General features: G+C 62.0%; 10 protein-coding genes. All 10 read right to left on the bottom strand.

Translation table 11 applies throughout. From position 1 onward, the window contains the following. Positions 1-8: 8 nt before the first annotated feature. Positions 9-881 (bottom strand): hypothetical protein, encoded by an 873-nt coding sequence (locus tag G1C97_RS02485; RefSeq protein WP_169240377.1) that lies wholly within the window; start codon positions 879-881, stop codon positions 9-11. A gap of 452 nt (positions 882-1333) precedes the next feature. Further along, a complete protein-coding gene (locus tag G1C97_RS02490) occupies positions 1334-1750 on the bottom strand; it encodes a hypothetical protein (protein ID WP_169240378.1) in 417 nt (138 codons plus the stop codon). A 718-nt stretch (positions 1751-2468) separates the two neighbouring features. After that, positions 2469-4472, bottom strand: coding sequence for a hypothetical protein (locus G1C97_RS02495; protein WP_169240379.1), 2004 nt, complete (start codon positions 4470-4472; stop codon positions 2469-2471). Between the two features lie 304 nt (positions 4473-4776). Continuing rightward, positions 4777-5106, bottom strand: a complete 330-nt coding sequence (locus G1C97_RS02500) for a hypothetical protein (protein WP_169240380.1) — start codon at positions 5104-5106, stop codon at positions 4777-4779. Positions 5107-5667: 561 nt separating this feature from the next. Further along, entirely contained in the window at positions 5668-6294 is a 627-nt protein-coding gene (locus G1C97_RS02505) for a hypothetical protein (protein WP_169240381.1), read from the bottom strand. Between the two features lie 820 nt (positions 6295-7114). Beyond that, complete coding sequence (locus G1C97_RS02510) at positions 7115-7336, bottom strand: hypothetical protein (RefSeq protein WP_169240382.1); 222 nt, start codon at positions 7334-7336, stop codon at positions 7115-7117. Positions 7337-7397: 61 nt separating this feature from the next. Next, positions 7398-8198: a hypothetical protein gene (locus tag G1C97_RS02515; protein ID WP_169240383.1), complete on the bottom strand. Its 801-nt coding sequence runs from the start codon at positions 8196-8198 to the stop codon at positions 7398-7400. Continuing rightward, entirely contained in the window at positions 8153-8779 is a 627-nt protein-coding gene (locus G1C97_RS02520) for a hypothetical protein (RefSeq protein WP_169240384.1), read from the bottom strand. The genes G1C97_RS02515 and G1C97_RS02520 overlap by 46 nt, the downstream gene beginning before the upstream one ends. 241 nt (positions 8780-9020) lie before the next feature. Beyond that, the gene (locus G1C97_RS02525) at positions 9021-11138 is read right to left on the bottom strand and encodes a primase-helicase family protein (RefSeq protein WP_169240385.1); all 2118 of its coding nucleotides are present in this window, start codon (positions 11136-11138) and stop codon (positions 9021-9023) included. A gap of 2031 nt (positions 11139-13169) precedes the next feature. After that, complete coding sequence (locus G1C97_RS02530; protein ID WP_169240386.1) at positions 13170-13577, bottom strand: hypothetical protein; 408 nt, start codon at positions 13575-13577, stop codon at positions 13170-13172. Positions 13578-14433 lie beyond the last annotated feature (856 nt).

Consider the following 14433-nt stretch of genomic DNA (forward strand, 5'->3'; position numbering starts at 1 on the left):
CATGCCGCTCAGATGCGTTCGAGCGTGATGAGTTGGGCGGTGCCGCCGCTCCAGTCGCATGTCTGGAGCAATATCATCGACGAGATGACATCCGCGTACCCGCCGCTCATGACGGTCTGGCGGTTCGTGGCGCGGTACCTCACACCACCGATGCTGATGACGTCACCGACATTCACGTTGAGTATCCACGCGCCGCCCCTGTTGTTGTGCGCCGCGAAGATGGTATGGAGGCCGAGCGACTGGTACCCGAACGGGTAGTAGTTGCTCTGCACGAGGCCACCCTGGTCGATGGCGCCCTGGCAATCCGCTGGTTGAGACACGGGGCCGCATACGCGGGCTATCGGGTGGTCCACCGGGCCGCTCGGCGCGGGAGCGGGGGCCGGTGCGGGTTGCGCCTGCGGCTGGGCCTGCGCCTGCTGTACCTGAGCCTGCGGCTGCGCCTGCTCCTGCTTCTCCTGTGCTTGCGCCTGCGCCGGGACCTTCGCCTGTTCGAGCTTCGCCTTCTCGGCGCTCTCGCGTGCCTGCGCCTGCCGTGCCTGGTGGTTCGCCTCGGCCTGTGCGTTCGCCTGCTCCAGCCCGGCCTTCAACTCGGCGGCCTCATCCGCTATCCGCTTCTCCTCGGACTGTCGCGCGGCTACCCGCACCTTCGCCTTGGTGGTGGCGTCGCCCTGCTTGGCGGCCACCCCCACCGTCCGCTGCACCACGCCGCTCGACGGCTCATCCACGCCCCACGCGGCGCCGTTCTCCACGGTGCCCCACGCGGCGGCGCCGCAACCAATCAGCATCGCCACGCCCAGCATGGCGGCACCGAATCTCCTCGCGGCGCTCATCGTCACGCGCCGCCCACGAAGCCGGTCGCTGGTCCATCCCAATCTGCTCATCACTTGCTCCTTCTTCTCACGGTTCACCAGCCACACGCCCCGCCCCGTCACGGATGGTGGGGCGCGGAACGGTGGCCATCAGCTACTCGCCATGCATCTAACCGGCGAGGAGCCGCAGGACGACGAGAACCGCATCTGGAAGACCGGGAAGAAGAACGAGGAGGAACACGACGCGGCGGGACCCATCGACCGGTGACGGCGAAGGAACAATAGGACGACCACGGAGAATGAAGAAGAAGATTGAAGAAGCGCGGGTGGTCCGGGTTGTTCTAACGGTTATCCCGGACCACCCGCGCCAGTTCTCCATTCTTCATCCGCCTACCGGTCCCGTTCCCGGTCGGTTCGGTCTCACCATCGACCCATCGCTCCTCCGTGGGCGTGATGGGTCAGGTGCGGTTGGGTCATCGCCATCACGGCGGCGCTCATGCCTGGTCTCGGCCCTGAGCGTGTGGTCATTCGTTGAACGTGTCCGTTGGTTCTGCTGCCGGTTCGTTGCCTGCCTGAGCGTCGGTCGGGACCGGCGTCTGGTTCCTGCCCGCTTCTCGCGAGCCGTCCTCGTACCCGGCGTCGTACGCTTCGTCGCAGCGGGCCCGTATCGCCACCATGCAGCTCCTCATCACGAGGATGTCGACGCCCGCACCGGTGAGGAGGAACGTTGCCGCGAGGACCGGATCCGGTGTCGGGAACACCGCAACAAGGCCGAGGATGATGGTGACGAGGAACATGATGATGCGCGCCGCCCATGCGCGTCGCCGGTACCGTTCGGATTCCTCGCACCGGCCCGCCCCACGCAGCTCCATGCGGCGGTTCCACGACAGCGCCTGCGCCATCATGGCGAGGATGATGATCGCGACGCACACGACTGCCACAAGACACCTCCACGCGCCGAACGAGCACGGCATTGGTACGTCTGCCGGTGCGTTCGCCATTCCTAGTACGCTCGCCATTCCGAGCACGTTGCTGAGCATTGGACATTCTCCCTTCATCGACCGCCAGTCGCCTCGTCATCCCGCTGGTACGGGTCCATACCCGTTCAGCGGCGCGAACGCCAGCGGCACTGGTGCTTCCACTACAGCCGGCCGGAACCCCTTGGGACGGACCGCCCGGCGGCCTGCCCAATATCCACGAATCCCAAGCGGGAGTAGGGCTGAGTGGCATTGTGGGAAGGTGCCAATATGCCAAGTCGGGAACTTCCCCAATCCCCAGCCAGCACACGCCAATCACGCCACGCAACGCCGTGTGTGTTGGTGAGAAGGATGACGAGCATTAACGCGGGTGGTCCTGAACCTGCCGGGCCGAACGAAGCGAAGGAAGAGAAGGAAGAAGAGGTAGGCAGCGCGGGTGGTCCTGAATAACCGGGGGGCAAGAGAAGCAGGGAGATGCGTTGGAATAGCAGCCGTGGATAGCACGTGGGAATAGCAACTATGGGAGAATAAGAACGCGGGCGGTCCGGGATGTTCATGATTATCCCGGACCACCCGCGTTGCTTCATTCGCCACTACCGGGCCATCAGTGGGGGCCATTCTGTCCGTTCGCCGCTGGCCTGGCGTTCTGGTCCTGCCCCTTGCTTCTTGTGCCTTCGGTGGGTTAGGCGGCGAGGGCTCGTGCTTCGCGCTTCGCGTCCCGGATGCCGTGCCGGATGGTGATGACGGCGCCGGTGAGGACGAGGGCGGCGAGGATGCTGGCGATGATGATGCCGTACCCGCCGGTCTGTGCAAGCTCGCTGAGGTTCTTCGGGTCCTTCACGTTGATGATGTACGCGTGGTCGGCTTCGCTGTAGCCTTCGAACGTGACCCACGCGGGCGCGTCGGTGCTGAAGCCGATACCGCCCTTGTTCCCATTCTCGTCGGTGTACTGGGAGAAGGACGTGGCCCGACCAACACGACCATAGTCGTCTTCAACTGAGTCGTTACTCCCAATGGTGATGGCGAAGTGCTTGCCCCTGAGCGGGTTCATGTAACCCCGTGAGGCGCTCGTCTCCGTGAAGGAGAACTTGTTGTCACCCAATTGGCTATCCCAGCTCCAGAGCCTGAGGCGGATGTCCGCCGTGTTCGCCTTCGCCTCGTCCGGGCTTACCGTTCCGTCGAGGTTGGCGTCGCCCGTGAGGAGCTCGGTGCGGTACTTCCCATCCGCACTCACGGGGTCCCCCTGTGGAACGTACCCGTTACGCGCGTTGGCGTAGTCCATGTTGCAGAGCTTATCGTCCCGGAAGAGTTCGTGCGTGTCCGTGGAGGCGCAGTAGTTCTCGAAGTTGTTGGATACGGCGAACCCGGTACCGAAGATGGGGGTCCCGTCCACGCCGGTCTTACGGATGATGACGTCGTACGAGCCGATCTCGGCGGTGGCTGCACCGGGGACGTACCCGCCGCCAAGAAGGAACTCCCCGCCACTGATAGTGTTCCGTGAGATGTTCCCATCCCGGTCATTACCGCCGGTCTTCTTCGCGGTATACTGGATATCTGCCTCTGTATGGTAGTCATTGTACAACTCGTATAAGTACCGCGTGAACGCGTCCGAATCGGATGTGTCCCCCACGAGCGCCCAGCTATTCGGGTCCGGCGTGAGCACGACATCCGTATGGTCGGCGTTCGCCTCCGCCTTATAACCGAGGCGTATCTTCGAACGGAGCGCCGCATTCACCTCATCATCACCAGAGACCGTGAATACGGACTTGTCGGTCGGGGCCGAGTACCCGTTCGCGGCGGTGTCGCTGATGAACCACTTCCCGTACGTCATACGATTCGGTATCGTGAATTCTATAGTGAATTCCGTATTCAGCGGCGCGTCGGGGCTCCCCGCGGAGCCGACGAGCGGAGGGTTAAGCCCCTCGGCACCGGTGATGGACGACCTTCCCTGATACGCCCACTTGCCCAGATGGAACACGTTGCTCTTCACGACGGCCTGCCCAAGGAACAGTCCCTTATACTTCTTCGAGAGCTCCAGTTTAGCTCCGTCCACGACGAACTTCGTGCCCACCATGATCGGCTGGCCCGAAGCGAACGAACCATCATCCGCGATGACCTTACCGCCTTCAAGGTTCTCCACGATGAGGTAGTACCCCTCCGTGAGACCCAATGTGAGTTCCCAGCCACTAGTCGGCGACGTCGAGACGCTGGCCTTCACCGGGTCATCCCCACCGACCGCACCATCCGCGCCAACGAGCAGCTTCGCGAGAGAGCGGGAGAACGCGCTGAGCTGCGCGGTGGTGATGGTACCGGACTCGGACCCGCTGAGCACGTAGTTCAGCGCGTCCAAGCCGCCCATCCCGCTCGTGTCGATACCCGCGTCGGTCGCGGCCTGCGCGGCGAGCGCCACCACCCCGGCCTCAGGACTAATGGAGAACGAATCCACCGAGTTCCCATCAGACGTGAGCTTCACGTCCGTGTAGCTCCCGAGCTTATACGCGGTGAAGTCGCGCCCCTTCAGGCTGGGGCCCGCGATCGAGCTCAGGGTGATGGACGCGGCGTCTGTCGCATCGGCGTTAGCGATGCCTGCGGTCCCTACCGCCATTGCGGCGAGGGACGCGAGCACCGCCACGGAGGCGATCAGCCTACGCCCTCCCCTACGCGCTAATCCACTCATAGTAATCATTCCAAGTTCCTTCCCAACAATCCCCACACCGCTTAACCACGCCGGTGAGGGCCATAGGCGAGCCGCCCCAACAACCTATTCGCCACATATCTAACCGCCCGGAGGCAAGCAGGACCAAGGAGGCGGAGGAGCAAGAACACGGACGCGGGTCGTTCCCATAATTAACCCGGCCACCCGCGCTGCTTCCTTCACCGGCCTTCTTCTCCTGTTCCTCGGCCTTGCGGAGTAACCCGGACCACCCGCGCCGCCTTCATTCCCTTCGCTTCTCCTTCGGCTCGTGGGGTCGTGCCGCTGGTTGAGTCCGTTACTGCTTGATGATGCGTTCCCCGTCGAGGTTCCGTGGTGCTCGGCGCGCGGCCTTGCGCTGGGCGTCGATGCGGAGGTAGACGATGCCGATCACGGCGGCGAGGGCGAGGACCATGACGGCGAGGATGATGCGGCTCACGCCGGGTCCGAGGAACCCGAGGGCGAGGCTGAGGACGCGCCATGCGACGTACCCGCCGCTGGTGACGCTGAGGAGCATGAGGATGCGGGCGATGCCCGTGTGGTGCTTCTCGTCGAGCCACGCGGCGAGGCTGCCCGTGATGACGAACGCCATGATGGCGAGGATGAGGATGACGATTGACCGTAGCATTGCTGGTTCTCCTTCCGACCCGCGGGGCGGCGCCGGCCGCCGGCCCCCGCTTCACTGTTGCGCTGAGTATCTAACCGGCCGGTCGGCGGACCCGTTGGGCGCCGTGACGCTATGGGTCATGTGGACGTGTGGTTGGGTTCCCCGCCTCGATGCGGGTACGATGGTGGTGCGTCCGAGGCTATTAGGTCGAGCTCGGGCGACGTGGCGGCCGGCTCGTCGGTCTTCCTAATAACCGCCGGCCGCTACCTACCGCTGATTCGCTATCATCCGATTCCCGACCCATGTTGGCGAGGAATCGAATGGGCTCGTATGATTAGAACGTCCCATCAGGGGCAATGCATAACGGCGGCCGTGGCCATCCCCCAAGGAGCTACGGCCGCCACTTCTATACTTGCCCTCGCCCGCACTCTTCTCCCCTGCCGCTATCCCTGTCGGGCTCGTGCGTCTTGCCATGGTGTTGGGCCGTGTCGGCCGGGCGCGCCCTTCCCTTCAAGTTGGGTGTTGTCTTCCCTCCTACTGTTGGGGGCCGCTGGTTCGGAGCGGATCCTCGCTGGGGCGTGGTCACTCGGTGGGCGTGATGCGGAGCGCGTCGGTGAGCGTGGTGCCGGGGAGCGTGGTGAGGCCCTTGGTGAGGCGGCTGCGGATGTACTTAGCGTTGCGCGTCTCGTTGGTCTTCACGTGGTACTCGTAAGTGGGGTCGCCGTGGAGCATCGTGAACCGGTGTCTCGTGATGCTTACGCCACGGATGGATTCGAGGATGGTCGTGATGTCGCCGTCATGGCTGAGGCCGGGCATGGGTGTAGGTGTGGCCGGTTCGGTCCAATGCTTGACGTCTTCCCCCGCGTGTGTGGTTCCAGCCGCGTGTGGTTCGTCGGTGAGGGCGGCCGCGCTGATGGTGATGAGCCAGCCTCCTGACTCGACTGGGCCGCGCTTCGCCGTGTCGGCTGGTACCGCGAGGCCAATCGGGACGGGCGGCGCAGGTTCGTCACGGAGGAGCCATGACGGCTGGAGAAGCTCCGGGTCGTTCGCCCACGGCCCGGTCACGTCGCCGTTCCGCTCCGCACCCCTGACGTAGGGGATTGATGCGGTGCGGCCCGTGGCGCGGCGGATGGTGACGAGACGGGACCCCGGGCCGTGGAACCAGGCATCGAGCTGGTCGCCCCTCATCCAGTCCGTCTCCAGGTACACGATGCACCTCAGCGACCCGTCCCCCATCGCGTGCGCGGACCCCACGTACCTCGCTTCATGCGCACGGAGCGTGAGCCAAGTGACGGGGCTCGGGTAAGGGAACGTGAGGACCCAGCGCGTCGACGCTATACGGTCCGGCATGCACAGCACCGAGTCGTCGCCGTCAATCATGGGCTTCGACGGCGCCGTGTCGGTAGCACTGTTCCCCTGCCCAGTGATCGCGCCATTCGCGCCGTTCCCATCACTCCCGTTGCCGTTCCCCCCGTCCGTCCGCGTGGCGCTTGGCATGCCAGTTCCATCCGCTCCATTCACGACGGTCACGCCTGCACCGTTCCGCGCCATGATGCGCCTCCTTCCTGCGTCACCCCTGCGTCGCACCTACCGGGGCCTGGTGATTCGGCCGCACCATCCGGTGATGCGCGCTGAATGATGTGCGACTGATGCGATGTGCGATTGATGCATGATGTATATCAAGTTGCTGTCACTAGTTAATATCCAGCCGCACTCACGCAACAACACCGGAGTGCACCAATCCCCAATACCAACAAGCCGATACGCCCCGATACCATGCGGGAACCAGCCGGTAGAAGCCGAGGAGCCCCGGCTGGAGGCCATCGACGACCGCCGGGCACGGACGGGAAGGAAGCAGGGCCGGAGCAGGTAAGCGCAGACCCGAGGACTGGAGGAACGGAATAGAAGCGGAGCCGGAATAAGAAGCGGCGCCCGTGGTGGACTGACCACCAGCGAGCGCCGCTTCCTGACCACTTGACGCGCGTGCTCGGTTAATCACGCGCCGTGGGGATTGGGAGGATTGGAACCTTCACGAATCAATCAGCATCCCCACGGAACTCATAATATCGAGCAGACCCGCGGTCCGGAGCCCCGCACGGTACCAGTGCCGGGTATGAATAGGGCCGAAGAACGGGCGCATGGGCGTGATGATGAATCGCTTGATTGAAGGCGCCGAGGACACGTGGCGCGGGTGGTCCGGAATGTTCTTGAGATAATCCCGGACCACCCGCGTTGCTTCATCATCCTTCATCCGTCCCGCCCGAGCACGTCGGTTAGCCCGTCCTACCCGCGCCGCTTCCTTGCCTTATCAATCAGTTCTCGGCGCAGATTCCGTTCGTGGGTTCGCTGATGTGCTTGTCGAGGCAGGTGTTGAGGGCGTGCCGTATGGTCGCGCTGATGAACTCGTCCGTGGTGATGTACTGGGCGAGGGGCATCCGTTCGCCCGTGGCGGTGGTGACTTCCTTGTTCCAGTCCTGTGGCGTGGTCTTCTTGAAGTTCACGTTGATCTTGCGGGCGTCCATGTAGGTCTTCCGCGTGAGCTTGTCGGGGTTGTTCGTGGGGATGTATATCCATGCGCGTGCTGTGTAGAAGCAGTCATCGCCCCATCCCCTCACACCGTACCCGATGTGGAGTACCCTGTCTGTGCTGAGCTTCAGGCCCGCTTCGACGGTGTATCCGCTGAGCTTCACCTTGGCGCCGTCCACGAACGCGAGCTGCTTGCCGCGTAGTGCCTTGCCCTCGCGGTTGGTTCCTCCGTTCCCGAGGCTTGCGAGGCGTATGTCGCGCACTGACGCGTTGCGGTACATGCGCTCGTAGGCGTTGACGATGGCGTTGGAGATGGTGTTCTCCTCCCCCGTGTGGTCGCGGATGATGGTGAAGCTTCCCCAGCCTACGTCGAGGACGCCGGCGAGGAGGGCTCGGCTCAGCTTGTCGAACGCGGTCTTCCCGATGAGGTCCGCGACCGCCTGTATCGGGGAACCATCCGTGCCCGACTTCACGCGGTACAGCGGGACGTCCCCCTCACCAAGTTCGAACTTGAACGTCGAGCCCGGCTCGTAGTAGTTCCTCAGCTCCGTGCGGCACCTGATGAGTGTGCCGTCGCCGAAGTCCACGTAGCGCCTCGCGTGCCGTACGCCATCGATGATGTGCAGGATGGACAGTATGGATTCGAAGACATCCTGCCCAACCCGAACACGTCGGAGTGGACCTCGCGCAGCGCGTAGCTGCCGGGCTCGAACCGTGACTCGAAGAGCCGGAAGCGGTCGTGCTGCGTGAGTGGCAGTCCCGGCTCCTTCTCGTCGTCCATCACCGCGTACTCGCCGGTCATGACGCGGCCGATAAGCTCGGCGACCTCGTAGTACGCCTTCCTGTCGAACGTCTCGCCGTTGGGCCCGGTCCTGCGTATCGGACGCCAGTACCCCGGCCACGCGGCCCGGCCACCATCGAACATCACACCATACGTGGCGTCATCCGGCCCTATCAGCGCGAGAGCGTCCTTCCGCTCCGGCGCGCCGGGCTTGAGCGGCCCGACGACGCTGATTCCCTGGAACGTCTCCATGTAGGCGCTCCTGACACCGAAGTCGAAGTCACCCGTGGCCTCATCTATACGGTCGAATATCTCCTTACCGGCCTCGACGCCGACGATGCGAATCGTGGTGACGCCATCCTCGCCACTGACGCGTTCAATCCTCATGATAACCAATCCCTTCAAGACGGCGACGGAACCAATCCATCGCTTCCCTACAGCGCGCACGACCAACCCGTGCCACGCAAGTCATCTAACCGGCGAACCCAAGCAAGCGCCACGCCCCGTCAGCCGAACCCGAGGAAGGAAGGATGAAGATGGCGCGGGTGGTCCGGGTTCTTCGGTTCCGGGTATCGGTTCCGGTTAATCCCGGACCACCCGCGTTCCTCCTCGGGGTCTACTGTGGTGGTTACTTGCGGGTCTTGGTGGTGCCGGTTGTACTGGCTTGTGACGCGTTCCGGCGCGCGGCTTGTCCGATTGGCTGTCCGTGGTGCTGCTTCACGAGGTGGGCGTACTTCTTGAGCGTGTAGATCTTGCCGGTGTCCGCGAGCCTGACGGTTGCCGTGTCCCTCGTGATGATGAGGCTGTCGGTGTTCGCGGTCTTCTCGTCGGCGCTTCCGATAGCGACGGCGAGCCGGCTGACTTCGGTCGTCCCGTTCCCGTCGTCGTAGGTGATGACGGCGTAGTCCTTGGTCTCGTCCTCACCACCCTCGTAGTGCATGTCGTACTCGTCGCCGAGGTAGTCGTTCACTCCTGCGGCGAGCGTGTTGACGCAATCCGGGATGATCGCGTGGCCGTTATCCGTGTAATCGTTCGGCACGAGGGACCACTTCGGTTCCGGCACCTGCTCGGTCGCCTTGTCGTCCTGCACGAGGTCCCACACGGGGCGGAATGCGTCGCGGTCGACGATGGCGATTACCGGCTTCTGCTTGCCTTCGGCCTTGAACATGCGCTTGGGTCCACGAATCTTGATGCCGTGTTCCTCCAAGAAGGTTCCACGGTTACGCATGCTCGGGATTATCTCCTTCGCAACGACGGGTATGTAGGAGCGACCGTCCTCGCTCTCACCGTTCATGTACGCGCGCACCGCCTCGTCGGCGTGGAGACGCTCGGCGAGTTGCATAAGCTCCTCGTCCCTGTTGAGGATTGCGTTCTCGGAAGTCGCCACGTCATCCATGGACAGGCCCTTGAGGATGTCCGCGTCCGGGTCGAGCTCTTCCTGACGCTTCAGTATGAGCTTCACACCGTGGAACAACATCTCGGCGACGCATTCCTCGCTCATGGCGTAGTCACGCTTGTTCATCTCATTGCCGGTCTCATCCAGAATCAGCGAGCCGTCCGTTCGGGTTGCGCAGGCGCCCCATTCCTCGGTCTCCGACTTCTTGAACGAGATGGTTATCCTACGTCGTGTGTTGGCATCGAGGTCGTCCAGCCGGTCCGGACAGTTCGTTCCGATGTAGAGGCTGTCGTGGCACCAGAAGTCCTCGCCGCCGTTGTGCCAGCGCGCCTGTTGCGGCGAACCGGTGGACACGCTGTTGAGGATGCCGACCACGGACTTGTCGATTGCGCCAGCCTCGTCGATGAAGGCCATCCTCGTTCCCAACAGTGCCTTGATGGCGTACCCTTGGTCGAAGCCGGGCTTCTGCGCCATACTACTGAGGTTCGTCACGGTGGCCGAGATGCTATTGAACACGCTCATGAACGCGCCGATGAGCGTGGACTTACCCGCGCCGCCATCGTCGCTGAACAGGAAGTAGTGTTCGACCGTGGCGATTATCGAGTACGGCATACTCGTGGTGTATAGGTCGAATCCTTGCTGCCCGACAAGGGGCATGATGTTACGGATGGCATCCTCGTCGGTATTGACATTGACGCTGAATAACGGGACCTCGTCCTCGCGAAGCTGTACCTCGCACATTCTGCGGCGGCGCCACTCGTAGCTCGTCCCATTGATGCGCAGCACGTCACGAGCGGTCTTCACGCCATCCACGTGACGCATAAGCATAAGAATGCACTGGAGTTCCTTCGGCTGGAGGTGAAGGCTCGATGCGGTCTGTTCAACCTGAATCTCAACCGGGCCACGTGAGGACACTGGAGCCTCGTACAGCCGGTACTGGCTGTTACGCTTCTTCTCATCCTTGATGTTCGCGTTCCGTTCCCATTCCTGGCAGAGGATGGAATCCAATCCAAGAATCAGATACCCGATGATCGACGCGGGGTCGAAGTACTCGTCAGGACGGGGCCTGTTCCCATTGATGTCCATCACGGTCGGGCTCCATCCTTCACGGACGCCCTTCGACGGCAGCAACTGCCAAGTATTGCCTTCCTCGTCCTTGATGGCTCCCCACGTTCCTTCCTCGTTGAGGGTTCTCGCAATCTTGAGACCCCTCATAAGGTTCCGGGCCCTGCGCCATGGCCACGTCATCATCCAACGTGGGACTAGCGAGTCAATAAGCTCATCCGTGATGCCATCGATGTAACGGACTTCGACGCCGTCTTCAATGACGGTCTTAACAGACATACCCATGATAGGGTCTCCTTACTAATCGACGCCGTACAGACCTGGGGAGGCCTGAACCGCGCATTGCTTGCTTCACTCGCGCAATATCTTCGAGACGGTTAAATCGGGGAAGAATCACGACTGCGAGGGCAATATCGCGGAGGATGTTATCGAGCAGAGCCACCGACCAGAACAATTCGTGAACGTGCTCCACGAATGAACCGAGGATGCTCAGGGCGGGCCCTTGAAGCGCCGGGAATGCAAGGAGGGAAGAACGAAGAAGCCCGCGTCCCCCACCCCCTTCGGGGTGCCCCTTGAGAACGCGGGCTATGCACCTGATTAGTAAGGCTGCTCGCACTAGGCGAACAGGAACATAATATCGTTGAGAAGCCGGAACCAACCAACAACTAGACCCGGCACGAATAGAACGGGAGCCGGCCCACCCGTCATAGACGGGGTTGCGAGGACCGACCCCCAGCAAGGTCCAAGTAAGGACGCCATAATCATATCGAGCAGACGAGTGAGTGAGGACCGGCACTGATTCTGCGGCATAGGTATAGCGGCGAATCCAGTAGCGGGGAGTACACAGCACATAGATCTTCAAGGGAGCAGAAGGATAGGAGAACGCAGCGCGGATGGTCCGGGATGTTCCCCTCTCTTCCCGGTTCTTCGCTTGTTGTTCCTTGGTCTTGTTCTTGCCGTTCTCGGCTCGCCTTGCCTCAATGCGCCGTGCGGGTCGGGGTCCACATTCAATCGGAGCCGGTGTTCCGGTCCGGCGTTGGTTCCTCCTCGAACCACTGCCAGGAACCGCGAGCCAGTCTTCCTTCTTATTGGCGTCTTGGACATTCGGCGGGTTCCACGCGGAACCATAGCCTGTACGATGCCGCGTCGTCCGATCTCAATCGTGATATTCATAATGAGTAACAGGGTATCTGACTATTCGGCGACTGGAACAATGGAACACGGTTCTCGGCCTACTAAAGGCTAGGGGCGAATTCTGCTAATTCAATAGTTGCTCCAGTAAATTCCTTGTTCCATTGTTCCAGAGTCCGGAATCCCAATCCACAGTAGGGCTAACGCTGGAACGTGATATACAAGAATAGTGTTCTACCCCCGTTCCGGAGGCCGTTCTACTGTTCCAAGCCGGTCTGCGAGGCTCATTCAAGGCCATATTGGAGGGGGAATGAGGAACACTGGAACAGTTGTGGGACGCGTATTATTCGTGCTTGGCTCGATGCTGTTCCAAGTCGCTGATATACAAGTATAGTGAATCGCCCGTTCACCGTCACGCCCCTGATTCAGGGCTTAGCCTGACCAGAAGCAATCCCCCAATAAGGCGAGAAGACAACCAGCCCTTGGCGAAGGCTCGATGAGGAACCAACGCCGGGAACCTGAGCAACAATCCACAGCTTGAATGGGGAAGCAAGACCCAACCCGCTGATGCATCGAGACAAGGCGAGCCGATGACGGATCAAGAACAAGACCGAGGAACAACACGGAACAACAGGCACGCGAGACACGGCACAGGAAGAACAGAAGCGGCAGGCAGAAGCGAAGCTGCTGATGAAGAACAACCCGGACCACCCGCGCCGCTCATCCTCAATCATTGTCATCCCCGCTCCGGCGCTCGCCACGCTTCAGGACATGTCCCGGTGAGGAGGCCTCCTTGATGCGGGTCGTGTTCGAGTCTGCCCCAGGACGAATGCATCATGCAATGCTGTTCAACGGACAATCGAACGATGATGCTCAAGCGCCGGTCATTGCCGAATCATCGAGCGGGTAGCGAGACGGTCGTATGGATAGTGACTATGAGGGACGATTCCATGGCGGTTCCGCGTTGCCGTGTGCCGCACATCGGAACAGCCGGAATCCGGCATCGGGCGGTGATGATGCCCATGACGGGGAACCACCTGCTACGCGCCCGTGGCGAATCGGATTCCAGCGGGGTTCGTACCTACGCGGATCCGGATTGGCAAGCGACGGCACGATACGCGCCGCGCATTCCTCAATCCGCTCCGCCGCTCCTACGCTTCTCCTCCATCTCATGCTGTAGACCCACTAGTCCCCGTATGTCGATGAGCACCTGGAGCAGGACCTCGCGCCCGTACAGGGCGCCATCATCCGCATCAAGGTGCATTGCCATGGCCCGGCGCTCCACGCTCGACTCATACCCGTACGCGGCCACGACAAGGCGGGAATAGAAGCCGCAGCCGCCCCGCGCAGCGACCCGATGACGCCCAGCGACTCGGGCAGGCCATCGACCTCCCCCAGCAGCTCGTCCACATCATCATCCGTGAGACGAACGCCACGGTTCTGCTCAAGCCACTTGCGGAGCGCGACCACGATGATCATCGCGAGCAACGTCGAACGACCACGCCCCACCTCCGGGACGCCGGTCCCCTCCCCCTCGCTCGAACCACCACGCTCATCAGCGGCACTGGCACCGCTCAGCCCATCATCACTCATACCCACCAACGATACGCGCAAGACACGAGCCAAGGAGAGCGAGGAGACGGACGGCCCCACGGCAAGAAGCAAGACACTGATGAAGAATGAATGAACGGGCTGCGCGGGTGGTCCGGGGCAAGAACAGGAGAAGCCCGCTCAACCGCCTTACGGCGGGTGACAGAGAGCGGGCCTCAGGAACAAGACGAACAGAAGGACGCCTTCAACTCCTTCAAGGAGTCAGGAATAATAATATCGGCCGCGGTTACAGATCGCACTACCGCACCTGCCCCAGCTACCCCACAACACTGCCTACCAGGACCTGCACGAACCAAGAAGGCGCCGTCACGAACGAGTACGGCATCAGCCGAAGAGAACTCCTCGGGACAGAACAGGCACCAAGAGGATGAGGAAGAGCTGCGCGGGTGGTCCGGGATGTTCTTCTTCCCCTTCTCCGGCTGCTTCTCCGCTTGTCGTTCCTCTGTCTTGGTTCCTGATTGGTTCTGTACCGCCTTGTCTCGATGCGCCGTGCGGGTTGGGGCTTGCTTCCCCATTCAAGCTGTGGATTGTTGCTCAGGTTCCCGGCGTTGGTTCCTCATCGAGCCTTCGCCAAGGGCTGGTTGTCTTCTCGCCTTATTGGGGGATTGCTTCTGGTCAGGCTAAGCCTTGAATTAGGGGCGTGCCGGCGAACGGGCGATTCACTATACTTCAATATCACGAAGTTGTGCTACGGGCCGTGTCGTTCGTTGCTCGTGGTTGTGCCGTAATTGTGCCATTGTGACGTTCTTGCGGCGTATTGGGGCCTCCTCCAGCCCGAGTTAGCGCGCCTGACACGCGCATGGGGTATGTGTCACGGGGATACCACACCCAATCTGAA

This window comes from Bifidobacterium olomucense (genome assembly GCF_012932375.1).
GTDB lineage: Bacteria > Actinomycetota > Actinomycetes > Actinomycetales > Bifidobacteriaceae > Bifidobacterium > Bifidobacterium olomucense.